Here is a 26,785-nt window from a genome sequence, read left to right as displayed (position 1 = left end):
CTGAAAGTCATTCATGCCGGGCAAAGCCAACCCTTTCGACCGCCCGTCTGCCGGGCCGATCACCAGCCAGTTCGGCCGGCAGCAGCAACCCGACTATCTCAGTGGGCTCAATGAGGAGCAGCGCGACGCTGTGCTCAGCATCGACGGGCCGCTGCTGGTTCTGGCCGGCGCCGGCACGGGCAAGACGCGCGTGCTCACCACCCGCATCGCCCATATCCTGACCACCAAGCGGGCCTGGCCGTCCGAAATCCTGTCGGTGACCTTCACCAATAAGGCTGCCCGCGAAATGAAAGAGCGCATCGCCAAGCTGGTCGGTGCTTCGGTCGAAGGCATGCCGTGGCTGGGCACATTCCACTCCATCGGCGCGCGCATCCTGCGCCGCCATGCCGAACTTGTCGACCTCAGGTCCGATTTCACCATCCTCGATACCGACGACCAGATCCGCCTGATCAAGCAATTGCTCGACGCGGAAAACATCGACGAGAAGCGTTGGCCGGCCAAGCAGTTCGCCGGAATGATGGACAGCTGGAAAAACCGCGGCCTGCTGCCCAAGGACGTGTCTCCGGCCGATAGTGGCAGCTATGCCAATGGCCGCGGCGCCAAGCTCTACGCCGACTACCAGGCGCGGCTAAAGGTGCTCAATGCCGCCGATTTCGGTGACTTGCTGCTCGAATGCATTCGCCTATTCCGTGAATATCCGGACGTTCTGGCCGATTACCACAAGCGCTTCAAATACATGCTGGTGGATGAGTATCAGGATAGCAACGTCGCCCAGTATCTGTGGCTGCGCCTCTTGGCGCAGGGCAAGCCGGCCAGCCAGGCCAATATCTGCGTCGTCGGCGACGACGACCAATCCATCTATGGTTGGCGTGGCGCCGAGGTCGATAACATCCTGCGCTTCGAAAAGGATTTTCCGGGCGCCAAGGTCATCAAGCTGGAGCGCAATTATCGCTCCACCGCCAATATCCTCAAGGCCGCCTCCACCCTCATTGCCTATAATGAAGGCCGCCTCGGAAAGACGCTGCAGACTGACATGGGCGAAAAAGGCGAGCCGGTCTCAGTCACCTCGGTCTGGGACTCTGCAGAGGAAGCTCGCACCGTCGGTGACGACATTGAGGGCTATCAACGCGCTGGAGAGACACTCAACTCCATGGCGATCCTCGTCCGTGCCTCATCCCAGATGCGCGAATTCGAAGAACGCTTCATTACCCTAGGTCTGAACTACCGCGTCATCGGCGGCCCGCGCTTCTACGAGCGCAGAGAAATCCGCGACGCTATCGCTTATCTACGTGTCGTCTCCAATCCGTCCGATGGCCTAAGCCTCGAGCGCATCGTCAATGTGCCCAAAAGAGGATTGGGCGATAGCACCGTGCAAATTCTCCACAACACCTCGCGCGCCGCCAACGTGTCGCTGCTGGCGGCCACCCGCATGCTGCTCGAAACCGAAGAGCTCAAACCCAAGCAGCGCACCACCCTGCGCGAGCTGGTTGGACAGTTCGATTCGTGGTCCGAGCTTGCGAAGCCCCGCAATTTTGTTGAGACCAGATTCGACGAAGATATCGGTGAAGATGTCTACATCGACAAAGAGCTCGCTCCGGTTCCCCATTGGGAGCTTGCGCAGCAGATTCTCGATGAAAGCGGCTACACTGCCATGTGGCAGACCGACAAATCCCCTGAGTCACAAGGCCGCCTTGAGAACCTCAAAGAACTCGTGCGCTCAATGGAAGAATTTGAGACGCTTGGCGGATTCCTCGAACATATCTCACTCGTGATGGACCGCGATACCGCGGAAGCAGAGGATGCAGTTTCCATCATGACACTGCATTCGTCCAAGGGGTTAGAATTCAACACGGTTTTCTTGCCCGGATGGGAAGAGGGCCTGTTCCCCTCCCAGCGCACCATGGACGAAAGCGGCCGCGCCGGGCTGGAGGAAGAGCGGCGCTTAGCCTATGTCGGCATCACCCGCGGCCGCAAGCGCGTCCGTGTATCCATGGCGCAAAACCGTAGCACATTTGGCCGTTGGCAGTCGGCTATCCCCAGCCGCTTCCTCGATGAGCTCCCGCCCGATACCGTGGAAGTCACCGATACCGGCTCGTCCTATGGCGGCTATGGCTATGGCGGCGGCGCTGCCGCACGCTTCAATAAGGCCGATCCATTCGAGAGCGTCTACGAAACCCCCGGCTGGCAGCGCGCGCGCGCCCAGCAGGCCTCGCGCAAGGGTGGCGGTCCGCTGACCATCGAGGGCGATCTGGTCGCCCGCTCGGTCGATCTCGGTGGCGACAGCTCGGCCTTCTCCTTTGGGGAGCGCGTCTTCCACCTCAAATTCGGCTATGGTGCCATCTCCGGCATCGAGGGCAATAAACTGACCATCGATTTCGAAAAGGCCGGTCGCAAGAAGGTGCTCGAAAGTTTCATCAAGAAGACCTGAGGCCCCTTGATCCAGGTCATTCCGGCCGTCGGCTTGCGAGGCCTAAGCTGCAGGCACCCTCCCTGAAGAATAGAGTTCAGCATGGCTGTACCGCAGACCAGAAGCGAATTACTCGCTGCCATCGAAGCCAATTATGCCAAGCTCACCAAGGATTTGGCCGAAGTGCCGACCGAGACTGCCGGCGCGAAGACGCTCGCTGGGCACAAGCAGGACACCATGATGAGTGTCCACGATCTCGTAGCCTATCTCATCGGCTGGAACGAACTCGTGCTCAAATGGCATGAGCGCCGCGCGGCGGGCGAAGTGGTGAGTTTCCCCGAAGCCGGGTTCAAATGGAACCAGCTTGGCGATCTGGCGCAGAAGTTCTACGCCGATTATGCAGACCTCTCCTGGCCCGCGCTGTTGGCACGGTTTGAAGCAGCCAAGAGCCGGATCATCGCGCTGGTAGAAGGCTATGACAACGATCAGCTGTACGGGACGCCGTGGTATGAGAAATACACGATGGGCCGGATGATCCAGTTCAATACGTCGTCGCCCTATGCCAATGCCCGGGCGCGGTTACGGGCGTGGCAGAAGAGCCTCTAGCTCTTGAAAATCCTGGTCTTTATCAATCTACCGCTCTCGTCATAGCTCAGCCATTCGCCGGTTTTCTTGCCGGCAACATAGTGGCCACTATCCATCAGCTGGCCATTCGCATGCCATCGCTGCCAATGCCCGGTTTGCAGGCCGGCGGCGAAGCTGCCTTCCTGCAGACGCCGACCATTGGCGCGGTTCCATATCCACGGGCCGGTGATTTCATCTGCAGAATAATCCCCCTCGGCCTGCAGGCTCCCATCCTTGAAATAGTAGCGCCAGCGGCCGGTCTTCTTGCCGCCAGAGACACTGCCTTCGGCAGCAGTTATGCCATTCTTGAACTGCTGCCGGAACGGTCCATCCGGCGCATTGGCTGTCGCCTCTAACTTCATGGCTGCTCGCGCAGCTGTGGCGGATCGAGACCAATGCCGCCCAGCGGTTCGGTCTCGAAACGCTCACCAAATCCCGCGATCAGGGGGCGCGCCTTGGCGATCATCGCCTGCACCTGCGGCAACTCAAGCGAGCCGGCATGACTGCCCTTGTTATCCCACACCTCGGTGACCCAGATCGCATCGTCATTACCAGGATCGATGGCCACGATATAGCTGAGGCAACCGGGCATGGAATCATTACCATCCATTAGGATTTCGAGCAGTTCGACCCGGCGTCCGGGCACGGCCAGCATCTTGCCGATCAAACCATACATCGCGCGCTCCTTTGGCTTAGGGGCGGATCAGCCCGCCGTGATAGTGCAACGCATAAGCCTCGATCCCGTCGCACAGAATTGCTTCGCGGCCAAAAAATTGCGCCACATCGCCATCGGACTTGTCCACGTAGCGGCCATGCGGCCCCGACCAGCTGAAACCGCCGAGAAACCGGCCCTCTTCGTACATGAGCGACAGGGCGGCCTTGATGGTTTCCCCGGCGCGCGTGCCGTCCATCAGGTCGGGGCGGATGATGAAACCATAATAGTTCATCGCCCAGACCGGCTCGTCACCGCGCCACATGGTTTCCTGCCCGATGAAGTCGGTGCCACCGAAATAGCTGTCGCGATAATGCCAGTCGCCATCGCGCCAGACGAGGTCATGCGATCCGGTCCGGCTAGCCACAGTGCGCTCGCCGCCACCGACATAACAACCCTGCTTTGCCGCCACTATGAAGCGGTTGAGTTCAATAATATTCATCCGTCACCCCCAGATGAACGAAACATGAACAGACTCGGGCGAAGCGTCAAGTCGGATCGGCCGCATTGACTTGCCTGCCTGCTTTGCCGCAACAAGGGACAAATCCCCAGCCACAAGTGATCTATCCATGTCCGTCGATCAGCTCTCCGCCCCGCTTACCAAGGATCAGGCCTATGCGCTGGTCGATGCCGTCATGGAGCGGGAGGATCTGGCGTTGACCGCGTCGGCACATGAGAACGAGGACACCGGCGAATGGTTCTTTGAGGCTGCCTGCGATAGTCCACCAAACCTCGAGGCCTTCATCGCGCTGGCGCAGGAGACATTGGGCATCCCGGTGACGTTCTCGGTGAGCCCAATCGATCCCGAAATCAACTGGGTCGCCAAGTCACTTGAGGGCCTGGCGCCGGTCGAGGCCGGCGGTTTCTATGTCTATGGCAGCCACGAGACCGGCCCGATCCCCGAGGGGCTGACCGCAATGCGGATCGACGCCGCACAGGCCTTCGGCACCGGCCACCATGAAACCACCACCGGGTGCCTCGAAGCGATCGACACCCTGCTCAAGACCAAGCGTCCGACCGCGATGATCGACGTCGGAACCGGCACCGGCGTGCTGGCCATCGCCCTTGCCAAGCGGTTGTCGGACAAGGTGCTCGCCACCGATATCGATCCGATTGCGGTGACGACAACCATCGAGAATGCCGAACAGAATGGCGTCGGCGACTATATCGATGCGATTGAGGCGACCGGGCTGGACCATGCCGAGATCGTGGCGCGCGGGCCTTATGACCTGCTGGTCGCAAACATCCTGGCCGGCCCCCTGACCGAACTGGCACCGGGCATGGCGGCCATCGCCCAGCCGGGCGCGACGGTCATCCTGTCGGGCATTCTCAACACCCAGGCAGATTGGGTCATCGGCGCCTATGTCGATGCCGGGCTAACGCTGGTAGACCATCTCAAGCGCAAGGAATGGACAACACTGGTGCTTGAGAAGCGCTGAGCGCTCTCGCTCTTTCTGAATTGTCCCATGCACTGTGCTGCCCGCGGACTTGATCCGCGGGCCATTGGCCGCTTGTGCCGTGATGGGAGAGGCCCACGGATCAAGTCCGTGGGCAGCGCGGTGGGTGCCAAGGCGTCGGTAGCGACGGATTGAGCTGGGTCAGCACCTCGAGCAGCGAGCGCACCCTTCCTGCCACTACCCCCAGAAAAGCAAAATCCCCGAAGCGAGCTCCGGGGATCGTCAGATCGTCAGCAGTAGACTGCAGCGGCCTTACGGACGCTTGGTAAATGCGCCGATCAGCTGGTGCTGCATGCGATAGCTGACCTGGCGGCTCGATTCCCGGCCACGGGCGTCGATGACGGACCCCAAAGCCTTGCGGAAATCGTTCTTGCTCTCGGTCATCTTAATCTTCTCCATGCCTTCTGACGAAGGTCTGTTGCCATCGTCACAGTCTATCTAGACGTTACCGGACCAATTGGTTAGGCCCGAAAGCTCACACCAGCCATGCTGGCCATGCAGAGCCTCTTACCGCTTCGTAAACACGTCCTTGGCGCGGGGATGCTCACGCTCGAAGCGTTCGACATAGCGCTGGGCTTCGCGGGCACGGCCTTCCATGATGGCTTCGATGGCTCGGCTGAAGAAATTCTTGCTCTGTGTCATCTTCGTTCTCCATTATCTTGCAGCTAAGATAAGGCTTTACGGCCAGATCACTAGGCCCAGAGCAGCAAGCCAGCCATGACCGGAACGCAGTCCGGAACCGGGATTTTTCAGACCATGACCGCCAAAGCCTTCCCACCCGCCATTTTCCAGAGTTTTTCGGAGAAGGCCGATCCAAAAAACGTTGCCCCGCGCCTCGCCACCTTGCGTGCCGAATTGACGCGGGCTGGCCTCGACGCCTTCCTCATTCCGCGCGCCGACGCGCATCGCGGCGAATCTGTGCCCGCCGGCGAAGCGCGCCTGGCCTATATGACCGGCTTCACCGGCTCGGCTGGCCTCGCCATTGTCGGCCGCGACAAGGCGGGCCTGTTCATCGACAGCCGCTATACCCTGCAGGCACCGGCCCAGACCGATACCACCCTGGTCAATGTGCTCGAAGTGGGCCAGGGCTCAATTACCGACGAGGTCGTCAATTACGTACCGGCCGGTGGCACCATCGGCTTTGATCCCTGGCTGCATACCCCCGGCGAAATCCGCGACCTGGCCGAACGCCTGGGTGACCGCGTCACGCTGGTGCCCAGCGCCAATCTGGTCGATGCCATCTGGACCGACCGCCCCGGCGCGCCGGTATCGCAGATCGAATTTCTCGGTCACAACCGCGCCGGCAAAACCGCGCAGGACAAGATCGCCGATCTGCAGGCATCGCTGGTCGCCGACAAGGCCGATGCCGCGGTGCTGACGCTGCCCGAGTCCATCTGCTGGCTGCTCAATATCCGCGGCCGCGATGTGCCCAATACACCCTTCGTGCTCGGCTTCGCCATCATTCCGCGCGATGGCCAACCAACGCTGTTCCTCGACGCTGCCAAGATCACCGATGATGTCACGCGCAACCTCGAAGGCGTGGCCAATGTTGCAGCGAGCAGCACCCTGCCCCAAGCGCTCGCCGCGCTCGGCCAGGATGGCAAGGCCGTGCTGATCGACCCGGCATCTGCCCCGTTGGCCATCGCCGCGACGTTGGAAAGCGCTGGCGCGACGCTGGTGCAGAAGCGCGATCCGGTGCTGCTGCCCAAATCGCGCAAGAATGACGCCGAACTGGCTGGAATGCGCGAAGCCCATCGCCTCGACGGCATCGCTCTGGCCAAGTTCCTCGCCTGGTTCGATGAAAATGCCCCCACAGGCACGCTGACCGAAATCGGCATTGTCACGGCTCTCGAAGCCTTCCGCCGTGAGGAAGAAAGCATCGTCGATGTCAGCTTTGACACCATCGCAGGCGCAGGGCCCAATGGAGCCATTGTCCACTATCGTGTGACGACCAATACCGATCGCACACTCAAGCCCGGCGAAATCATGCTGCTCGATAGCGGCGCGCAATATCTCTCGGGCACCACCGACATTACCCGCACCATGTCGACCGGTTCATCGACCGCCGAGCAGCGTGATCGCTTTACCCGCGTGCTCAAGGGCATGATCGCTATCTCGACGGCGAAATTCCCCAAGGGCACCTCGGGCGCCCAGATCGATGTGCTCGCCCGCCAATTCCTGTGGCAGGCTGGCCTCAGCTATAGCCACGGCACCGGCCATGGTGTTGGTGCCTTCCTCGGCGTGCATGAAGGCCCGACCGGCATTTCTCCGCGCTACACGCTGCCCCTGGAAGCCGGCTCGGTGCTGTCCAACGAGCCGGGTTATTACAAAGCCGGCGAATACGGCATCCGCATCGAAAACCTGATCACCATCCACGATAGCGCCACCACGCCGGGCTTCCTCGAATTCGAAACCCTGACGCTTGCCCCCATCGACACACGCCTGATCGACCGGGCGCTGCTGACCGAGGACGAACGCAACTGGCTCAATGCCTATCACCAGCGCGTCTGGACCGAGATCGGGGCCGCCGTTGCGGGCGACGTCAAGACCTGGCTACAGCAGGCGACAGCCGCCATCTAGAGCGGCCCATGCCGGCATAGTCGCGTCCCGGGACGGCCCGGGACGCCCCCAGACCGCCAGACAGGAATCAGCGCGCCGAGTGCCGCCGACCACATTTTGGCAGCGGTGTTACAGGCCTTCGGCTTCGAGGAAGATCTGGCGAAGCGAATATTCGCTGCCCGGGGTCAGCGAGGTCACGTCGTCGATCTTCCAACCGCCCTCCTCCAACACCAGATCATAGGTCAGCGTGCGCGGTTCACCGAAGTTCTTGAAGCGCACCTCGACCGAGGCGAGCGCCCCTGCAATACCGTCTTCAGCGATTTCGAGATCAGTGATTTCGTAATCCTGGCCGTCAATATAGGGGTCAAAGCTCAACGCGCCCATTTCCCCCACCGGCGTCGAACTGGCATCGCCATTATAGAGAGCCTGCAGACCCGCCGAGCGGAAAACCGACTCGTCATCGACAAACTCGCCGGTGAAATAGGGCTGATAAAACGCCTCCAGCAGGTCCTGGGGCGTTTCATAAGGTTGGGCAAAAACCAGCCCGGTCATGGCCAGAAACAGGCCCGAGGCAAAGGCAGCAAGGCGCATGGCAAAATCTCCAGTCGGCAGCAAATCAGTTTGGCAACGGGTCTTCGGCAAGCAATTCGCTTTGGGCGCATGCCTCAAGCGCAAAAATGTCATCGACATTTCAGCCACCTCGACAAATGCCGGAGGCGGAACCGCAGATTTCGTCCCGCACCTCAATTAAACCAGAACGCGTATCCCAGCAGGTTGTCACCAAAGACGCGATTGGCCGCAGCAAAGCTCTCCGCATCGGCAATCGGTCCATCCTTGAGGAAAGGCAGCGCGCCATACCCCGTCAGGATCAGGACCAGATCGGTTTCAGTAGCGGTTTCGAAATAGGCTTTGAGATCAAAGCCCTGCTTGAACCGCCCATGGGGGATAAGCAATTGCCCTTCCAGGATCCGGTCGACACTATCAAGCGTTTCCATCCAGGCCGTGACTGTTTCCTCGGTCACCGCCGCCTCGGGAAACAGAGAAGTTTGTGTCGGCGATGGCACAAGCTCGCGATAGTCATCGGTTTCCAGCAGAATAGCGCCCCAATTGCGGCGCGAAAAACTGGTGATCGCCTGCAGCCGCTTCAGTACACCCGCCAACCTGTCGGAATCGATCACCGGAAAATCCAGCTGGTGAATGCCAGCGATCATATCGGCAATACCGGCATCGCCATCCGCATCCAGAATCTGGGTGCCACCGGCAACGAAATCCTGCATCGGCAGACCGGCCTTAGGGAAGACCCGGTGCAGGTAGACATTGAAGAACTGCTCGAAGTCATGAGCGAGCACGAAATCGACCTGTGCTGCGAGAACCTGGCTATAGCCGGCCATCCAGAGCGCGTCGGCCCGATCAAAACCAATCGTGGTATCGAGCTGTGCTGGCGGGCCCTTGGTCTTGTGGCCAGGCAGGGGCTCAGCCTCGAGCGGTATGTCGACCATGTCGAGCAGCGGCCGCAGCATGCTGCCAAGGCTCTCCGCCTCGGAGGCGACACCATCGCCATCAATATCCATGCGGAACTGCAGAGGATCGAGCGGCACAACGTAATCGCCCCCCTCGCCACCCGCTTCCAGCAGCGTACGGGCCGCATCGAGATCGGTCAGGAATTCGGCAAAGATAGTGCGCAGCCCCTGATAAGTCAGTCGCTCGGGGTTGGGATTGGCAGGCCTAGCATCCTGGTCTGCGCCCCCACCAAACAGCAGGACCGCTGCTGGCATGGCGGGTGTCGTCGCACCATGGCGGTAAAAATCCTGCGCTAGCCCCTCGGCGGCGCCAGCAAAGGTCAGAAAACCAGCGGCAAAACTTGCCTCTGCATCGCCCGCTTCGGCCAAAGGAGCGACCGCGGCGAGCCCTTCGGCCAGTGTTCCGGCATAGAGGTGATCGCGCAGCAGATCTCCGGCTTCGCCAGCCTGTGCTGCCCCGCTCAGGGCCAGCGTCAACAGCGTCCCGACGGCCAGTACGCCTCGTTTCATTCAGCCCTCCTCACGGCCCGCAGGCCTATCTGGCAATCAATTCAAACCAGTCGTCTTCGCTGATCACGCTAACGCCAAGTGCTTCCGCGGTCTTGAGTTTGGAGCCCGCGCCAGGTCCGGCCACAAGAATATCGGTTTGCGCCGAAACCGAGCCCGCGACCTTGGCCCCGTGCCGTTCGGCCATAGCCTTGGCTTCCGATCGTGTCATTTTTTCGAGGGAGCCGGTGAACACCACCGTCTTGCCGGCCACGGCACTATCGGCGGAAACTGTCAGCACATAGGGCTTGGGGTGAACCTCCCTGAGCAGGTCGTCCAGCGCCTGCAAATTGCGGTCATTGGCAAAAAACGCCATCACCGAAGCGCGCACGGTATCGCCAATGCCGTTGATCGAGGGGAACACGGCATGTTTGTCGCCATCATGGCGGGTGGCGGCAACGGCGGTATCGCGGAAAGCCTCGATGGTGCCAAAGGTCTTGGCCAGCAGTGCCGCGGTGGTTTCACCGACATGGCGGATGCCGAGCGCGAAGATGAAACGATCAAGCTCCGGTTCGCGGCGGGCGTCGATGGCGTCGAACAGTTTCTTGACTGACGTGGTGCCGAAACCCTCGGCATCCTTGAGCTTCTTGATCGCGCGTTCGTCGCGGGCCTTGAGCGTGAATACATCGGCGGGACGGGCAATGCGGCCCTCGGCATAGAACTGGGCCACCTGCTTGTCGCCCAGACCGTCGATATCGAGCGCATTGCGCGAGACGAAATGCTTGAGGTTTTCGACTGCCTGCGCCGGGCAGATTAACTCGCCGGTGCAGCGGCGCACTGCGTCGACCTTGCCGGACTTCTCATTGACGTCGCGCACGGCTTCCGAGCCACAGGCCGGGCAGATATGGGGGAAGGCATAGGGCACGGCATCGGCGGGGCGCTTGTCCAGCACCACATCGACGATCTGCGGGATGACGTCGCCGGCACGCTGCACGATCACCGTGTCGCCGATGCGCAGATCGACACCATTGCGGATCAGCTCGCCATTGCCCCCAATGCCCTTGATGTAGTCCTCATTGTGCAGCGTGGCGTTCTCGACCACGACACCGCCCACGGTCACCGGAGCCAGGCGCGCCACGGGCGTCAGCGCACCGGTCCGGCCGACCTGGATGTCGATGCCGGTGAGCACGGTTGTCGCCTGCTCGGCCGGGAATTTATGGGCAATGGCCCAGCGCGGCGCGCGGGCAACAAAGCCCCAACGCCCCTGCAGATCAAGCCGGTCGAGCTTGTAGACGACGCCATCAATGTCGTAGCCGAGGCTGGAGCGCTGCGCCTCGATGGCGCGGTAATGGGCCAGCAATTCCTCGGTGCTGGTGGTGCGGATCATCAGCGGATTGATGACAAAGCCCCATTCGCCGAACTTCTGTACCGCCTCATATTGGGTATCGGCGGGCTGGGCGCTGGTTTCGCCCCAGGCATAGGCGAAGAATTTCAGATTTCGGCTTGCTGTGACTGACACATCCAGCTGGCGCAACGAGCCAGCGGCGGTATTGCGCGGGTTGACGTAAACCTGCCCGCCAGATGCGGCCGATTTCTCGTTGAGCGCTTTGAACTCGGCATGGGTCATGTAGACCTCACCGCGAATTTCGATCACCGCCGGCCAGCCACTGCCTTTGAGCTTATGCGGGATATCGGCAATTGTTCGCAGATTCTCGGTAATGTCCTCCCCGAAGGTACCATCGCCGCGCGTCGCGCCTTTGACAAAGACGCCATTTTCGTAGCGCAACGAGGCCGAGAGGCCGTCGATCTTCGGTTCGGCGGTGAAATTGAGCTGGAAACCCGGATCGCGGGCAAAGTCGCGCTCGAAGAACTTGCGGCCGCGATTGACGAAATCGACCACGTCCTCATCGGCAAAGGCATTTGCAAGGCTGAGCATGGGAATGCCGTGCCGCACCTTGGCGAAGCCATCGGCCACGGCGGCACCCACGGCGACCGAGGGGCTGTCCATGCGCACCAGCGCCGGGAACCGCGCTTCGAGATCGGCATTGCGTCGGCGCAGGGCGTCATAGTCCGCGTCGGTGATCTCCGGCGCGTCCTTCTGGTGATAGGCGATATCGTGGCGGGCGATTTCCGCTGCCAGCCGCGCCAGTTCGGCCTGGGCCTCGTCCTCGGTCAGGTCATCGATAGGCTTGCTGGAAAGATCGGTCACGGCTTCACTCGAACTTGCGGTACGATTTTCACACGGAGGCATTCCGGGCGGAGGACTGCAGTAGGAGATTCCCATTGTCGCGGGAATGACCTGCTCCCCCCTACCCGACTTCGCTCAGCAACTTACTCGCGGCGGCGCGGGCTTCGTCGGTCACGCTGGCGCCGGCCAGCATGCGGGCAACTTCTTCCTGACGGGCGTCGTGATCGAGAGGTTTCACATGCGTGCGCACGAAGGCGCCCTCATTGACCGCCTGCTTCTCGATCAGCAGGTGCCGCTGCGCTCGCGCCGCAACCTGTGGCGCGTGCGTAACAGCCAACACCTGCACCTTGCCAGCCAGACGTGCCAGGCGACGGCCAATCGCATCGGCCACGGCGCCGCCAACCCCAGTGTCGATCTCGTCAAAGATCAGCACGGGCGCGGAGCCCCGATCGGCCAGCACAACCTTGAGCGCCAAAAGGAACCGGCTGAGTTCGCCGCCTGAAGCGACCTTGAGCAGCGGCCCGGCCGCGGTGCCCGGATTTGTCTGGACGTGAAAAGCAATCTGGTCGAAGCCTGCGGCGGCAATGCGCGACGGATCGACCTGGTGGTCGACGATGAACTTGGCAGCGCCAAGTTTGAGGTCGGGCAATTCGGCGCCAACGGCCTTGCTCAGCGCCGTGGCCGCCTTGGCGCGGGCGGCGCTCAGCGCCTCCGCCTGCTTTCGGTAATCAGCCAGAGCCTTTGCAGCTGTAGCCTCCAGTGCCTCCAGCCGGCTCTCGCCGCTCTGCAGGGTTTCGAGATCGGCACTGTACCGCGCCAGGATTTCTGGCAAGCCGTCGCAGCTGGTCTGGTGCTTGCGTGCCACAGCGCGTAGGGCAAACAGCCGCTCTTCAACCGATTCAAGTTCGGAAGGATCATAGGCCATTTCACGCTTGAGATCCTCGAGCGCTTCCGAAGTCCGGTCCAGCGTCAGCAACGAGGCATCCAGCGCTTCGACCAGCGGCAGGAACAGCGTCGCACCGCCATCAATCTTGCGCTGGAGGCGGCGCATCAGGCTGGACAGGGTCATGGCCGGCGCGGCAGGACCATTGAGCGCGTCATCGGTTTCCTTGACGTCGACCGCAGATCGCTCGACCTGCTGCAAGTGCTGGCGGCGCTCCGCCAGCTCGTCTTCCTCGCCAACAGCGACCTTGAGCTGTGACAATTCCTCGACCGTATGCCGGGCATATTCTTCCTGGGCGAGCGCCTCGGCCACCATGGCCTTCTGCGCTGCAACAGCCTCCTGGGCGGCGCTGACCTGCTGCCAGGCATCACGCACCACACCAGCCCTGGCCTCGAGTTCGCCAAAGGCATCGAGCGCCGCCCGGTGCGTCGCCACATCGACCAGCGCCCGGTCATCATGCTGGCCGTGGATTTCCACCACTTGCCCGCCGACGCGCTGCAGCAGCGCCGCCGAAACCGGCTGGTCGTTAATGAAGGCGCGTGTGCGACCATCGGCAAACTGCACACGGCGCAGGATTACGTCCTCATCGTCGGGGATGGCATTGTCACGCAACGCAGCCCGCGCCGGATGATCCGCGGCCAACTGCAGAACAGCGACCACCTGGCCGCTCTCGCAGCCATTGCGCACCAGGGACGCATCGCCCCGCCCGCCAAGGGCGAGCGTCAATGCATCCAGCAGGATGGATTTGCCCGCCCCCGTCTCGCCGGTTAGCACGGTCATGCCGCCATCGAGCGCCAGGTCGAGCTGGTCAATCAGAACGATATTACGAACCGAAAGCGCGTTCAGCATTCCCGGACTATTCCCAAGCTCGTGCACTGGCAGCGTGCAGCCGATGACAGTCTATTACCGCCACGTCATTCTACTATCACCGCGTCATTTCCGCGAAAGCGGGAATCCCCTTTTCGCACAAGAAGGCAATATCGGCTTCCGCCGGAATGACGCCGCAGGCAAGGCCAGTTCTAACGCAGTCCACAAACGAACCGGGGCGCATTGTAGCGCCCCGGAACAAACTAGCAACAAAAATACTTCAGCGTTTACCTGCGGAGCGGCGCCATCCAGCTGCCGCTGTTGACATTGGGCGCCAGGCCCTGCTTGCCCAGCAGTTCGAACGCCGACTTGTACCAGGTGCTGGTCGGGTAGTTGTGACCCAGCACGGCAGCAGCCGTCATGGCTTCGTTCGTCAGGCCAAGGAGCAGATAGCCTTCGGTCAGACGATACAGCGCCTCTTCGATATGTGTCGACGTCTGGAACTGTTCCACGACCGTCCGGAAACGGTTGATGGCAGCGGTGTACTGGCCATTGCCGAGATAGTAGCGGCCTACCGACATTTCCTTGCCAGCCAACTGGTCGACGGCCACCACGAGCTTTTCCTTGGCGTCGGCCGCGTATTCGGACTTCGGATAATTGTTGATCAGCAGCGTATAAACGTCGATCGCATCGCGCGACAATTGCTGGTCGCGCGTGATGTCCTTGATCTGGCCAAAATACGAATTGCCCTTGAGATAGAGCACATAGGGCACGTCCTTGCCGCTCGGATAGAGCGCCATGAAACGGTCCGCAGCCAAAATCGCCTCGGAGAACTTGCCGATGCGATAATAGGCATAGACCTGCATCAGCTTGGACTTTTCGGCGAGCGGCGAACGCGGATGCTGGCGCTCGAGCTTTTCGAGCTGCCCGATCGCAGTCTGATAACGCTGTGTGTCCATATTATCGAGCGCCTGCTGATACAGCGTCTCGGCTGGAATGATCGGCTCTTCCTTGATCTTGCTGGGTCCGAACAGGTTAAAACCCGAGCAACCGGCGAGAACGAGAACCACGAGGCCTACCGTGAGGAACCGGGTAGCCCGGTTGGTGAAACCACCAATAGCGTCAACTGTCACGAACTGCCCCGTCCTTTTAGATTCCGCCTATGAGATGCGGCGTAGATTTCAAATGGATCAAAACTGTGGCGCTACATGCTGCAGCGCCCCCGGTCTATCGTACTGAACGCAGATAGCCATTGACTGCCAGCCCTTCAGGCTGATCGTCAAAGGCCTCAACCTCCAGCGGCAAATCCTCTGCCGACACTATCTCATAGTTGGCATCGCTGGAAAAGAGACCGGCCAGAACATGCGCATTCAACGCATGACCGCCCTTGTAGGAGCGGAAGCGCCCCCAGATGGGCAGGCCACCGAGCGATAGATCGCCAATCGCGTCGAGCAGCTTGTGACGGACGAATTCGTCCTCATAGCGCAGCCCGCCTGGATTGAGGATGCGATCCTCATGTACGGTGATCGAATTATCGAGGCTTGAGCCCAGGGCGTAGCCGGCCTGGCGCAGGATCTTGGCATCGCGCACAAAGCCGAAGGTACGAGCATTGGACACGTCGTCGTAGTAACGGCGCGGGGTCCAGTCGAAAATCATCCGCTGACGGCCAATGACCTTGCTGTCAAAGTCGATCTCAAGGTCCAGCGCGCGCCCGTTATAGGGCTCAAGCGCCGCAAAACTGTCATTGTTACGCACGGTGACGGCGCGCATGATTTTGAGAAATTTGCGCTGCGCCGGCTGAATATCCAGACCAACCGACAGAATCGCATCGGCAAACGGACGGGCACTACCATCCAGAATCGGGCATTCAGCGCCATCCAGGGTAATCAGAACATTGTCGACCCCCATGCCCGACAGAGCCGAGGTCACATGCTCGATGGTCGCGACACTGACGCTGTCGCCGAGATCGAGTGTGGTGCACAGGGTCGTGCGGCTCACGCGCGAGAAATGCACCGGAACCGGCTCGGTCTTGCGGCCTTCGCCCAATTCCCGGCAGATCAGGAAACCGCTATCGGCGGCAGCAGGACTAAGGGTGAGGGTAACGGGTTGACCGCTATGGACGCCATATCCAGAGAAAGTCAGGACGCCCGCTAGGGTCCGCTGGCGCGTGGAAAGCTTATTCATGCGTAAAAAAACTCCGACCCCGAAGCGTATAGACGTCCGGGCACGTGTTTACAAAAAAAATACTCGGCGCGAAAGTCGCACCGAGTATTGCTTTATTCGCACTGCGAACCGCGATCAGCCGTGCTTGCGCAGGAAGGCTGGAATTTCCAGGTGCTCTTTCTGCGGCGCCGGCGCCGGCTGGCGACCATGCGCATCCAGATTTCCACGCGCACCTTCAACGGCCGGCGGAACGTGAGAACCCCTTGCCGGGCCTGCTTCAATCGCGCTGCGGGCTGCAGCGTCATCGGCAGCTGCGGAGCGAACCTCTGCCTTGTCGGCCGGCTGAGGCTGACCCAGATTCAGCCCAACATTGGAGGCCAGGCGTTTGAACAGGGCCCGGGCATTGCGCGGCTCATCAGTCGGACGATCCTGCGCTTCCTGTGACCTGCGCGCAACAACCGGAAGCTCCTCGGTGCGCGGCATGCGGCGCTGACCATCCGGGCGAGCGGCGTGCGACGGCACATAAACGCTTGGAACCGGCTGCTCATCGAGCGCCACTGAGTCTTCGGTTTCCTGGATCGAGTCGGCTTCAGGAATATAGGGCTCGACAAACACGCCATCGTCTTCATGGGCATAAGCCTGGGAAGGTGCGGACGGCGCGTCGAACGCGAAGGCTTCGGCAACGGCAGCTTCAACCTGATGCTCGATTTCGAGCGCGACGGCTTCTGGCTGCTGTGGCACGGCATTGCGGGTCGGTTCGACCGGAACGTGACGCTTGACCGACAGCGGCGTGCGCGAGGCATGCGGCTTTGCCGGCTCCAGCGCCTGCACCATGGTCGCGTCGGTCCCCGTGGCAACGACGGAGACGCGAATAGTGCCGGTCAGACTCGGATCGTAGGTTGCGCCAAGAATGATGTTGGCATCAGCGTCGACTTCTTCACGGATGCGGCTAGCCGCTTCGTCGACTTCATAGAGGGTCAGGTCCGGACCGCCGGTGATGGAGATCAGCAGGCCGCGAGCGCCCTGCATGGACACATCATCGAGCAGCGGGTTGGCGATCGCAGCTTCGGCAGCGTGGCGGGCACGATCTTCGCCCGATGCTTCGCCGGTACCCATCATCGCCTTGCCCATACCGCGCATCACGGCGCGCACGTCGGCGAAGTCGAGATTGATCAGGCCTTCCTTGACCATCAGATCGGTAATGCAGGCCACGCCGGAGAACAGCACCTGATCAGCCATCGCGAAAGCGTCGGCAAAGGTGGTCTTCTCGTTGGCAACCCGGAACAGGTTCTGGTTCGGAATGACGATCAGCGTGTCGACATGGCGATGCAATTCATCGATGCCATCATCGGCGAGGCGCGTACGACGATTGCCTTCAAAGCTGAACGGCTTGGTGACCACACCAACAGTCAGGATTCCCTGCTCGCGTGCCGCCCGAGCCACGACGGGCGCAGCGCCGGTACCCGTACCACCGCCCATGCCGCAGGTGATGAAGACCATGTGCGAACCGCTGAGGTGATCATTGATCTCGTCCCAACTCTCTTCGGCAGCCGCGCGACCCACTTCAGGGTGCGATCCGGCGCCAAGGCCTTCGGTGACACCGACGCCAAGCTGGATGATGCGCTGCGCCTTGCTGAGCGCCAGCGCCTGCGCATCGGTATTGGCAACGACGAAATCCACGCCATCAAGCCCGGACTCGATCATATTGTTGACGGCGTTGCCGCCACCACCGCCAACACCGAACACGGTGATGCGAGGCTTGAGTTCCTGGATATCCGGGATGGTGAGGTTGATGGTCATGATGGGCCTCATAGTGGCGTGGTTGGTAAAGATTTACCCCTCTATTCGTTAACCGGCCCCTAACAATTGGACCCAATTCGTTAACGTGAACGCATTTTGCGACAGTTCTGCCCCTTGAGTTTTACCGACGCTTAACCAAACCGTTACGCTTTCAGGGCGCAGGGGAAGCCGCTATGGTGGCGCCAGCCGCCGGAGTCTCCCCAAAATGTTCGAAGCCTTTTTCGTCGCCTGGATCGGTGTGGTCATCGCGCAGGTCTCCCCCGGCCCCAATATGATGGCCGTAGCCTCGGTGGCGCTGGGCCAGGGCCGGCGTGAGGCGCTGCTGGTCGCCCTCGGCGTCGGCAGCGGCACCCTGGTCTGGGCCGCTGCAGTGGCCTTTGGGCTGGGCGCTGTGTTCCAAGCCTTCCCCGTTTTGCTGACCGTGCTCAAATTTGTCGGTGGTTTTTATCTGCTGTTTATGGCCGTCAAGGCCTTCCGCTCGATCCTGGCCGGTGGCAACGCCTCGGTCGCCCCGACCCGCGTGCCGCTTTCGGGGCTTGGCGCCTGGCGGCGTGGCTTCTTTGTGGTGATGACCAATCCCAAGGCTGCCTTGATGTGGTCGGCGCTCGCGACCTTCCTGTTTGGCGCGGGATTGAACAATGCCCAGGTGTTGGCCTTCGGGCCGCTAGTCGCCGTTTCGGCCATCATTATCTATGGCGGCTATGGACTGGTGTTCTCGACCGGCGTAGCGACACGGGCCTATGGGCGCTTCTGGCGCGCGAGCGAAGCCCTGTTCGGCGCGGCCTTTGGCGCGCTCGGACTGACACTGCTGGTATCGGCAGTGCGGAGTTAAGAGCGAGCTAGGTGGAAGGCCTTATCTAGCCCTTCTCCGTCCCATTCAACTCACTCCACTCCCCCCTTACGTCCCACCCACCGCGCTGCCCACGGATCAAGTCCGTGGGCAGCGCGGTGTTTGTGGAGGGATGCGGTGTGCGTGGAGGCAGGGCCGGAGATTGGGATCAACGAAGACCCCAAACGCTCCCCCCCCCCTAAAAGCTCGTCTTCAGCCAATGGCCGACGCGGGCAATGTAGCCGTCGGTGCCGGTGAGTTTGCGGGCGCCGCGGGGCTCGGCATATTCCTGGACGCAAACCTGCGGGTACACCAACATGCCGGCGACGGTGGCGAAGGCAGCGCCCTTGGCCATTTCCGGCAGGCCGGCAATCCCCATCGGACGACCATTGCGAACGTTACGGGCAAGGATTCGACGCGCCACCTCCGGCAGGCCAGTCATCTCGCTGGCGCCGCCCGTCAGCACGAAACGGCGGCCACAGACATCCATCATGCCGGTCGCCTGCATGCGGTCGCGGATGGCAGTAAGGATTTCCTCGATACGCGGCCGCATGATGCGGGTGAGCACGGCACGAGCCACCTGCCCCGGCGCTTCGTCATGGCTCGCCCCAACCGGCTGGATCGCGATCATGTCGCGCTCGTCGGCCTGGCCGGGCAGCACTGAGCCATAGAAGGTCTTGAGGCGCTCGGCGTCGGCGACGCTGACCGACAGCTGGCGGGCGATATCGAGAGTCAGGTGATGACCGCCAATGGCGATCGCATCGGTGTAACAAAGGTGGCCGTCGTTAAAGACCGAGACGGTGGTGGTTGCGCCACCGAAATCGACGCACGCAACGCCGAGCTGGGATTCATCATCGACGAGCGTGGCGAGCCCCGACGCATAGGGCGTGGCCATCAAGGCCTCGATCTGCAGGTGGCAGCGATGCAGCACCAATTCGAGATTGCGCATGGCCAGGGTTTCGGAGCTGATCACGGCGACATCGACGCCGAGCTTGTCGCCGACCATGCCCTTGGGATCGCGAATACCCTTCTGCCCATCGAGCGAATAACCGATCGGCAGCGCATGGATGATGGAGCGCTCAGGACGCACCGAGCGTTCATTGACGGCGCGCAATACGCGGAAAATGTCTGCCTTCTCGACTTCCTGCCCGTCCAACGACACGGCAGCGGAGAAGGTCTCGGAGCCCAGACGGCCGGCGGTGACGTTGACGATCACCGATTCCAGTGTCAGCCCCGCGGCCCGCTCCGCCATGCCGACAACGGAGCGGATGGCCTGTTCGGCCTTCTCGATATCGGTCACGACGCCGCTCTTGACGCCGCCGGAGGGGCCATAGCCGAAGCCGATCACGTCGGCCTGGTGAGTGCGGCCGCGCAAGGCCTTGCCCTCGGGACGCGGGGTCAACCGGGCAATAACGCAGCAAATCTTGGTCGAACCGATATCCAGCACCGCAACCAGCGTGGTCTTGCCGGGCTGAACGGGGCGGAGCCGGGAGGTCATGGCATCGGTCATCATTGCGGGGACATCGGCTGGGCTAGAGTTTGGGAGGGGAGGTTACGCGGTGGCATGGGGTATGGCTTGCCCGACTTGGCCCGTTCGATAATTGCCTTGCGGCGCGCGGCTTCGGCCTCGGCAAGTTCTTCTGCGGTCTTGGTCGGACGGACAGCCACCAGCCCATCGACCCGCAGGTCAATCAGGTTGATATCGCGGTCCAGCAGCTGATACTCGCTCTGGTAGGTGGTCAGGTGCCTGAGCGCTTGCGCCGTGCCCAGCTCGGGCAATTGGACACGCAAACCGGTATCGTAAATCAGGTCCCAGCGCCGGTCGGCGATGCGCGACAACGCAATCAGCCCATCGGTCAGCGTCGGGTATTGTTCGATTGCGCGGATCATCACCAGCGCATCATCGGCAGCGCCATCGCCCACCACCAGAGGCAGGTCGCCATAGGCGCCAAAATCCTCGCCAATCTGCTCGCCCTGCGCGTCAACCACAAAGGTCACGCCATCGACGCGCCATCTGGCCACCGGTACCTTTTCGGTGACCGTAACCAGCACGTCGCCTGGGTACCCCTTGCGCACGCTGACGCTCGCTATAGCGGGCAGTTCGGAAATCCGCTGCCGGGCGGCTTCCACATCGAAGCTGACAGTCGACGTGCGCGGCTCGATACCCAGCGCGTCAAAAATGGCCTGTTCGCTTGTCAGCGTCTGGCCGGTAATCGAAATCTCGCCAATAGCAAAGCCGGCATCGGCGAACTCGCCTTGTGCAAGGCCTGACAAGGTCGTGGCACCAGCGCCGATATAGTCGCGCACCTGATAGACCAGGGCCAGAAGCACCACCACGGTGATCGCCACAACCGCGCGCACCATGGCGCGCCGATGCAGCACCCAGGTGCGGCTAAAATTATTGATCAACCGATGACGCCGCTTGGCGCGGACAGGAACAGGCAATGCACGCGGATCGATCATCCGGGCGCCAGCGAGAAATGCCTCGCTTTTTACCTGTTGCAACTCGCGTCCTCCACCATCCAGGCGACTAGCTCTTCGAAGGAATGCCCTGCATGCTTGGCCTGCTCGGGCACCAGTGACGTCTCGGTCATCCCCGGCTGGGTATTGATTTCGAGACAGACCAGCTCGCCATCCTCACCCGCCGCGTCGTTGTAGCGGAAGTCGGTCCGCGTCACGCCTCGGCAGCCAAAGGCCGCATGAGCGGCTAGGCTTAGCTTTTGCACTTTGTCGTAAATTTTCGGTTTCAGCTGCGCGGGAATAATGTGGACCGAGCCACCCTGGGCGTACTTGGCTTCATAATTGTAAAAGCTCAGGTCGGTGACGATCTCGGTCACCCCCAGAGCCACGTCTCCCATCACCGCGCAGGTCAGCTCGCGCCCGGGAATGTAGCGCTCGACCATCACCTCTTCACCCGAATTCCAGTCTTCGCGCAGGATTTCCTGCGGTGGCCGGTTGGCGCCCTTGGGCACGATATAGACACCAAAGCTCGATCCGTCGGAGATCGGCTTGACCACATAGGGCGTGGGCAGCACGTGATCGCGCGCCGCTTCGCCCCGAGGCACGATTACGTGATCGGTCACCGGCACGCCGGCGGCCTTGAGCACGATCTTGGCCTGATGTTTATCCATCGCCATGGCCGAGGCGAGCACGCCCGAATGGGTATAGGGCAGCTCGATCAGCTCGAGAAAACCCTGGATCATTCCGCTTTCGCCGAACGGGCCATGCAGCGCGTTGAAGGCCACATCCGGCTTCAGGTCGGCCAGGACCTTGGCAATGTCGCGGCCGACATCGACTTCAGTGACCCGATATCCTGCCCGGCGCAGTGCCGCGGCACATTCCGTGCCAGACTTCAGCGATACCGGGCGCTCATTCGACCATCCGCCCATCAGGACGGCGACGTGTTTACTCATGGTATGGTCCTTGCTGTCTGGCTGGCCGCAATCTCTCCAGGCCACCGGCGCTGCCCTCGGACTGGGTCCGGGGATCATTGGCCGCTTCTGCCGTATGGAGAGAGGCCCCCGAATCCAGTCCGAGGGCAGCGCTGTGAATGGAGTGGGCAGCGCGCAGGATCACTGCGTCACACCGCTCCGGTGAAGACATCGCCATCGAGGAATTCGCGCACCTCGCGGCCGGGCTCGAAATGGCCCATGCGGCGGATTTCCCATTTCAGTTCGATGCCGGAATGGGCGCGAACCTTGTTGCGCACCGTCTCGCCCAGCGTTTCGATATCATGGGCGCTGGCATTGTCGATATTGAGCAGGAAGTTGGCGTGCAATTCACTCATCTGCGCGCCGCCCACGGTGAGACCACGGCCACCGGCCGCGTCGATCAGCTTCCAGCTGGAATGACCTTCGGGGTTCTTGAAGGTGGAGCCGCCAGTCTTGGCCTTGGTCGGCTGGCTGCTTTCGCGCTTCTCGGTGATCTCGCGCATCCGGTTGAGAATATCGTCGCGATCCCCAGCAAAGCCCTGATAGACCGCCGAGGTGAACACGGCGCCGCGTGGCCCATTCGACTTGCGATAGAGATACCCCATATCCGCATTGGTCAGCGTGATGATCTCGCCCTGTCGGGTAACTGCGCGCAGTTCGACCATGCGGTCGCGCGTCTCAGTGCCATAGCAGCCGGCATTCATGTAGAGCGCGCCGCCGATACCACCGGGAATGCCGCGATAGAAGGTGAGCCCATCAATGCCCGCTTCGGCGGCTGCCGTGGCGACCTTGACGTCGGGCAGCGCCACGCCAACGCGCAGCTTGTGATCGTCGAGGATTTCGACCTGGCCGAAAGCCTTGCCACTGAGGCGAATGACGACGCCATCAAGCCCGCCGTCACGGATCAACAGGTTCGAGCCCAGCCCGATGACGGTGACACGAATGTCCTCCGGCAGGTGTTTGAGGAAGAAAGCGAGATCGGCCTCGTCCGCCGGGGTGAAGAACAGCTGCGCCGGCCCGCCAACGCGGAACCAGGTGATTTCACTCAGCAGCTGATTGGGGATCAGGCGGCCGCGAACCTCGGAGATCCAGGGGCCAAAGGTCGGGATCAGGTCGGGGTAGCTCATACTGGCTCCTCCCCCAGCAACCCGCCCAACTCGACCGGCAGGCTCGCCGCCCATTGGGTGATGTTGCCGGCGCCCAGGCACACGACATAATCGCCATCGGCGGCGCGGCTGGCGATCAACTCGGCCAGCTCTTCTGCGCTATTGAGAATGCGGGCATCGCGGTGACCGCGCGCGCGGATGCGGTTGACCAGCTCTTCATTGGTCACGCCGGCAATGGGCTGCTCGCCGGCGGCATAAACCGGCGCGACAATCACTGTATCGGCATCGTTGAAGCAGGCCGCAAATTCGTCGAACAGGTCCTGGAGGCGGCTGAAGCGGTGTGGCTGCACCACGGCGATCACATCGCGCTTGGTGGACTCGCGGGCAGCCCGCAGAACGGCGGCAATCTCGACCGGGTGGTGACCGTAGTCATCGATGACGGTGATGCCACCGACCACACCAGTCTTGGTGAAGCGGCGTTTGACCCCAGTAAAGCCCTTGAGACCCTTGCGGATCGCCTCTGCCGGCACATGCAACTGGTCTGCAACGGCAATCGCAGCAGTGGCGTTGAGCGCATTGTGAATACCAGGCATGGGCAGCTGCAGGCCATCGATGCGCAACTGGGTCTGACGGATGCGGTCGCGTATCTCGACGGCGAAATGGCTGACGCCATCAATGGTTTCGAGATCAACCAGCCGCACATCCGCCTGCGGGTTCTGGCCATAGGTGATAACCCGGCGATCCTTGATCTCGCCGACCAGCGACTGCACTTCGGGATGATCGAGGCACATAACGGCAAAGCCATAGAACGGCACATTCTCGACGAACTGGTGGAAGGCCTTCCGCACGCCTTCGAAGTCACCATAGTGATCGAGATGCTCGGGATCGATATTGGTGACTACGGCCACGTCAGCCGGGAGTTTGACGAAGGTGCCGTCGCTCTCATCGGCCTCCACCACCATCCATTCGCCGCCACCAAGGCGCGCATTGGTGCCATAGGCATTGATGATGCCGCCATTGATGACGGTGGGATCGAGATTGCCAGCATCGAGCAGCGTCGCCACCAGCGTCGTCGTGGTGGTCTTGCCATGGGTGCCACCGATGGCAATGGCGGTCTTGAAACGCATGATTTCGGCCAGCATTTCGGCGCGGCGCACCACGGGTAGCGCCCGGGCACGGGCCGCCATCAGCTCGGGATTGTCTTTCTTGATCGCCGAAGAAATAACCACGACTTCGGCGGCGCCGAGATTGTCGCCACTTTGGCCGATGGCGATCTTGATGCCCATGTCGCGCAGGCGCTGCACATTGGGATTGGCAGCGGCGTCGGAACCCTGCACCACGTAACCCTGATTGTGCAGGATTTCGGCAATGCCGCTCATGCCGATGCCGCCAATGCCGACGAAGTGGACGGGTCCGATATTGCGCGGCATTTTCATGGGGTGTGTTCCATCTCGGTGGTGCCCTTCCCGGCAAGCATCTCGGCGAGGTCCGCCAGCTTTTCGACTGCGCGCAGCTGCCCCAGTGAGCGGGCTGCGGCTGCGGCTTTGGGCAATGTTGCCGGGTTGGTAATGAGGTCAGTAAGGCGAGTGCCCAGCGATTGCGGCGACAGCGTGGCCTGCTCGGCGATCCAGCCGCCGCCGGCGGCTTCCAGGAAGAGCGCATTGTTCTTCTGGTCGGCATCGATGGAGCCGGGCAATGGCACCATTATGGCAGGTCGGCCAAGCACGCAGAGCTCGGCAATGGTGGAAGCGCCGGAGCGCCCGATCACCAGATGGCAGCGCGCCATCCGCTCGGGCAGATCATCAAAGAACGTCGCCAGTTCCACATTGACCTTGGCCTGGCGATAGACTTCGGCCACCTGATCCAGGTCCTCGGCACGGCACTGCTGGACGATATGGAGGCGATGGCGCAGCGCCTCTGGCACCAGCGCCACGGCGGCAGGCACGATCTCGGAGATCGCCCGCGCACCCTGGCTACCGCCAAATACCACCAGTCGGATCGGTCCCTGGCCATCGAGCGGCGGATAGGGCGTACCGGCGACGGCCCGCACCCGATCACGCACCGGATTGCCGGTCACAACTTTTTCCAGGTTGAGCGCATCGGCAAACTTGGTATCGGGGAAGCTCATCGCCAGGATATCTGCGAAGCGCCCCAGCGCCTTGTTGGCGCGGCCAAGCACGGCGTTCTGCTCATGCAGAATGCCCGGAATGCCGCGCAAGCTCGCTGCGACAAAGGGCGGGAAGGTCGGATAGCCGCCAAAGCCGATCACGGCATCGGGCTTGATCTTGCCCAGCATGCCGAACGCCACCCAGATACCGCCCACGATCTTGAATCCGGCGCTGACGAACTTGACCGGATTGCGGATCGAGGGCGTTGCGGCGGGCACGACATGGATGGCCTGGGCCGGGAAATCGGCGCCATAGCTTTCCACACGGTGGTCGGTCATCAATTCGATGGCGTGACCGCGGCGAGCAAGTTCCTGTGCCAAGGCCATGGCGGGGAAAAGGTGCCCACCCGTACCGCCTGCCATAAGGACGAATTTTTTCATTCGGCTGGCGCCAGTGCACTGCGATAGGCGGGCAGACCCGTGGTCAGCCGCTCTTCGGGTTTCGACCGGGTAAGCGCCAGCATCAAGCCCATGCCGAAGGCAACCGCGATCATCGAAGTACCACCATAGGAGACAAAGGGCAGCGTCATGCCCTTGGGCGGAATGAGGTTGAGATTGACGGCAAGGTTGATACCCGACTGCATGGCAAACTGAATGGCCAGTGTCGATGCGGCAAGGCGCGCAAAGAGGCTGGTCTGGCGCTGGGCACCAATCATGGCCCGCAGCACGATAAAAGCGATCAGGCCCACCAGCACCAGGCAGAACAGGATGCCGAACTCACCCGCCGCCGCTGAAAATACATAGTCGGCATGGGCGTCTGGAATGAGCTTCTTGGCGACGGACTCACCAGGACCGCGGCCGAACCATCCGCCTTCGAGCAGCGACTGCAGCGCGCGGTCGATCTGGTATGTGTTGCCGCCCCCTTCGGGGTTGAGAAAGGTATCGATACGCCGGGAAAAGTGCGGGAAGAACACATAGGCGCCGAACAAAAGCACCCCCGCCACGCCGGCCAGCCCAAAAATGATAAACCAGGAAATGCCGGAGAGAAACAGCAGCACCGCCCAGGTCGCCAGCACCAGTGCAGTCTGCCCGATATCGGGCTGCAGCAGCAGGCCGGCCACGATGGCGCCCATGACCAGAGTGGCCAATATCTTGCCGGGAACGTTCTTGTGAATCATCGATTCCGAGAACAGCCACGCAGCGATGACAGCAAAGCCGGGCTTGACGAATTCTGAGGGCTGGAGCGACTGCCCGGCAAAGGAAATCCAGCGCCGCGCGCCCTTGACCTCGGTGCCGAAGCGCAATGTCGCCCAGAGCAGCACCAGGCTGACCACCAAAGCGATCAGCGCACTGATACGGGCCTGGCGATGGTTCATGAACGAGGTGGCCACCAACACACCCAGGGCGGGGATCGTGAATAGGGCGTGGCGGATAATGAAGTGCCAGGGCGACAGTTCCAGCCGCTCAGCGACCGGCGGGCTGGCGGCAAAGCTCAGCACCATGCCACAGGTCATGAGCAGGATCAGTGCCCCGAGCAGTTCGCGATCTATCGACCACCACCACTCGGCCAGCGGAGTCTTTTCTGCCCGGGAAAACATCATGGCTGAGCCGGTTTGCCCGGCCTCCTGAGAGAAACAAAGTCTTCC

Annotated in this window: 24 protein-coding genes; 5 read left to right on the top strand and 19 right to left on the bottom strand. The window is 61.7% G+C overall.

From position 1 onward, the window contains the following. Positions 1 to 13: 13 nt before the first annotated feature. On the top strand, positions 14 to 2,428 hold the full coding sequence (locus tag BUA69_RS08420; RefSeq protein ID WP_046134924.1) for an ATP-dependent helicase: 2,415 nt from the start codon (positions 14 to 16) through the stop codon (positions 2,426 to 2,428). A gap of 81 nt (positions 2,429 to 2,509) precedes the next feature. Then, positions 2,510 to 3,013, top strand: coding sequence for a ClbS/DfsB family four-helix bundle protein (locus BUA69_RS08415; RefSeq protein WP_046134925.1), 504 nt, complete (start codon positions 2,510 to 2,512; stop codon positions 3,011 to 3,013). Here the strand turns inward: BUA69_RS08415 and BUA69_RS08410 are convergent. The 3 genes from BUA69_RS08410 to BUA69_RS08400 are packed head-to-tail and all read right to left on the bottom strand — an operon-like array spanning position 3,010 to position 4,185. Beyond that, positions 3,010 to 3,393, bottom strand: a complete 384-nt coding sequence (locus BUA69_RS08410; RefSeq protein WP_052950496.1) for a toxin-antitoxin system YwqK family antitoxin — start codon at positions 3,391 to 3,393, stop codon at positions 3,010 to 3,012. The two genes, BUA69_RS08415 and BUA69_RS08410, sit on opposite strands and share 4 nt — an antisense overlap. After that, positions 3,390 to 3,707, bottom strand: a complete 318-nt coding sequence (locus BUA69_RS08405) for a putative quinol monooxygenase (RefSeq protein WP_046134926.1) — start codon at positions 3,705 to 3,707, stop codon at positions 3,390 to 3,392. Before BUA69_RS08405 ends, BUA69_RS08410 begins: the two co-directional genes overlap by 4 nt. 16 nt (positions 3,708 to 3,723) lie before the next feature. Next, positions 3,724 to 4,185, bottom strand: a complete 462-nt coding sequence (locus BUA69_RS08400; protein ID WP_046134927.1) for a DUF5680 domain-containing protein — start codon at positions 4,183 to 4,185, stop codon at positions 3,724 to 3,726. A gap of 127 nt (positions 4,186 to 4,312) precedes the next feature. On the opposite strand from BUA69_RS08400, the gene BUA69_RS08395 reads away from it, so the two are divergent. Further along, complete coding sequence (locus tag BUA69_RS08395; RefSeq protein WP_052950497.1) at positions 4,313 to 5,182, top strand: 50S ribosomal protein L11 methyltransferase; 870 nt, start codon at positions 4,313 to 4,315, stop codon at positions 5,180 to 5,182. 270 nt (positions 5,183 to 5,452) lie between these two features. Here BUA69_RS08395 and BUA69_RS21415 read toward each other — a convergent pair whose 3' ends face one another. Together BUA69_RS21415 and BUA69_RS21410 are read right to left on the bottom strand one after the other, a co-directional pair. Beyond that, positions 5,453 to 5,584, bottom strand: coding sequence for a hypothetical protein (locus BUA69_RS21415; RefSeq protein WP_263574796.1), 132 nt, complete (start codon positions 5,582 to 5,584; stop codon positions 5,453 to 5,455). Positions 5,585 to 5,707: 123 nt separating this feature from the next. Then, positions 5,708 to 5,842, bottom strand: coding sequence for a hypothetical protein (locus BUA69_RS21410; RefSeq protein WP_280136804.1), 135 nt, complete (start codon positions 5,840 to 5,842; stop codon positions 5,708 to 5,710). A gap of 114 nt (positions 5,843 to 5,956) precedes the next feature. Here BUA69_RS21410 and BUA69_RS08390 point away from each other — a divergent pair, with 114 nt between their 5' ends. Continuing rightward, complete coding sequence (locus BUA69_RS08390; RefSeq protein ID WP_046135038.1) at positions 5,957 to 7,780, top strand: aminopeptidase P family protein; 1,824 nt, start codon at positions 5,957 to 5,959, stop codon at positions 7,778 to 7,780. Positions 7,781 to 7,888: 108 nt separating this feature from the next. Here BUA69_RS08390 and BUA69_RS08385 read toward each other — a convergent pair whose 3' ends face one another. From BUA69_RS08385 to ftsZ, 7 genes are all read right to left on the bottom strand, one after another. Continuing rightward, positions 7,889 to 8,350: a DUF3828 domain-containing protein gene (locus BUA69_RS08385; protein WP_046134928.1), complete on the bottom strand. Its 462-nt coding sequence runs from the start codon at positions 8,348 to 8,350 to the stop codon at positions 7,889 to 7,891. Positions 8,351 to 8,502: 152 nt separating this feature from the next. Continuing rightward, positions 8,503 to 9,789: a hypothetical protein gene (locus BUA69_RS08380; RefSeq protein ID WP_046134929.1), complete on the bottom strand. Its 1,287-nt coding sequence runs from the start codon at positions 9,787 to 9,789 to the stop codon at positions 8,503 to 8,505. A gap of 25 nt (positions 9,790 to 9,814) precedes the next feature. Continuing rightward, positions 9,815 to 12,016 (bottom strand): NAD-dependent DNA ligase LigA, encoded by a 2,202-nt coding sequence (ligA, locus tag BUA69_RS08375; RefSeq protein WP_046134930.1) that lies wholly within the window; start codon positions 12,014 to 12,016, stop codon positions 9,815 to 9,817. A gap of 58 nt (positions 12,017 to 12,074) precedes the next feature. Continuing rightward, positions 12,075 to 13,745, bottom strand: a complete 1,671-nt coding sequence (recN, locus tag BUA69_RS08370) for a DNA repair protein RecN (RefSeq protein ID WP_046134931.1) — start codon at positions 13,743 to 13,745, stop codon at positions 12,075 to 12,077. A 245-nt stretch (positions 13,746 to 13,990) separates the two neighbouring features. After that, entirely contained in the window at positions 13,991 to 14,836 is an 846-nt protein-coding gene (locus BUA69_RS08365; RefSeq protein WP_143154473.1) for an outer membrane protein assembly factor BamD, read from the bottom strand. A 94-nt stretch (positions 14,837 to 14,930) separates the two neighbouring features. Beyond that, the gene (gene lpxC, locus BUA69_RS08360) at positions 14,931 to 15,887 is read right to left on the bottom strand and encodes a UDP-3-O-acyl-N-acetylglucosamine deacetylase (RefSeq protein ID WP_072866509.1); all 957 of its coding nucleotides are present in this window, start codon (positions 15,885 to 15,887) and stop codon (positions 14,931 to 14,933) included. A 114-nt stretch (positions 15,888 to 16,001) separates the two neighbouring features. Then, entirely contained in the window at positions 16,002 to 17,666 is a 1,665-nt protein-coding gene (gene ftsZ / locus BUA69_RS08355; protein ID WP_046134932.1) for a cell division protein FtsZ, read from the bottom strand. Between the two features lie 205 nt (positions 17,667 to 17,871). Between ftsZ and BUA69_RS08350 the strand changes: the two genes are divergently transcribed. Continuing rightward, entirely contained in the window at positions 17,872 to 18,498 is a 627-nt protein-coding gene (locus BUA69_RS08350; RefSeq protein WP_046134933.1) for a LysE family translocator, read from the top strand. 196 nt (positions 18,499 to 18,694) lie between these two features. Here the strand turns inward: BUA69_RS08350 and ftsA are convergent, their stop codons facing one another. The 7 genes from ftsA to BUA69_RS08315 all read right to left on the bottom strand — a co-directional run bounded on the left by ftsA (position 18,695) and on the right by BUA69_RS08315 (position 26,737). Beyond that, the gene (gene ftsA / locus BUA69_RS08345) at positions 18,695 to 19,993 is read right to left on the bottom strand and encodes a cell division protein FtsA (RefSeq protein ID WP_244468730.1); all 1,299 of its coding nucleotides are present in this window, start codon (positions 19,991 to 19,993) and stop codon (positions 18,695 to 18,697) included. A gap of 11 nt (positions 19,994 to 20,004) precedes the next feature. Then, positions 20,005 to 21,000 carry a cell division protein FtsQ/DivIB gene (locus tag BUA69_RS08340; RefSeq protein WP_143154471.1) on the bottom strand — a complete coding sequence of 332 codons (996 nt, stop codon included), beginning with the start codon at positions 20,998 to 21,000 and terminating at the stop codon, positions 20,005 to 20,007. Continuing rightward, a complete protein-coding gene (locus BUA69_RS08335) occupies positions 20,988 to 21,908 on the bottom strand; it encodes a D-alanine--D-alanine ligase (protein ID WP_046134934.1) in 921 nt (306 codons plus the stop codon). The genes BUA69_RS08340 and BUA69_RS08335 overlap by 13 nt, the downstream gene beginning before the upstream one ends. A 167-nt stretch (positions 21,909 to 22,075) precedes the next feature. After that, a complete protein-coding gene (gene murB / locus BUA69_RS08330) occupies positions 22,076 to 23,053 on the bottom strand; it encodes a UDP-N-acetylmuramate dehydrogenase (RefSeq protein ID WP_046134935.1) in 978 nt (325 codons plus the stop codon). After that, positions 23,050 to 24,468, bottom strand: a complete 1,419-nt coding sequence (murC, locus tag BUA69_RS08325) for a UDP-N-acetylmuramate--L-alanine ligase (RefSeq protein WP_046134936.1) — start codon at positions 24,466 to 24,468, stop codon at positions 23,050 to 23,052. The genes murB and murC overlap by 4 nt, the downstream gene beginning before the upstream one ends. Then, a complete protein-coding gene (gene murG, locus BUA69_RS08320) occupies positions 24,465 to 25,580 on the bottom strand; it encodes an undecaprenyldiphospho-muramoylpentapeptide beta-N-acetylglucosaminyltransferase (protein WP_046134937.1) in 1,116 nt (371 codons plus the stop codon). The genes murC and murG overlap by 4 nt, the downstream gene beginning before the upstream one ends. Then, on the bottom strand, positions 25,577 to 26,737 hold the full coding sequence (locus BUA69_RS08315; protein ID WP_046135043.1) for an FtsW/RodA/SpoVE family cell cycle protein: 1,161 nt from the start codon (positions 26,735 to 26,737) through the stop codon (positions 25,577 to 25,579). The genes murG and BUA69_RS08315 overlap by 4 nt, the downstream gene beginning before the upstream one ends. Positions 26,738 to 26,785 lie beyond the last annotated feature (48 nt).

The organism is Devosia limi DSM 17137 (genome assembly GCF_900128975.1).
GTDB lineage: Bacteria > Pseudomonadota > Alphaproteobacteria > Rhizobiales > Devosiaceae > Devosia > Devosia limi.
Note: the sequence above shows the minus strand (reverse complement) of the source record. Positions and strands in the feature narration are given on the sequence as shown.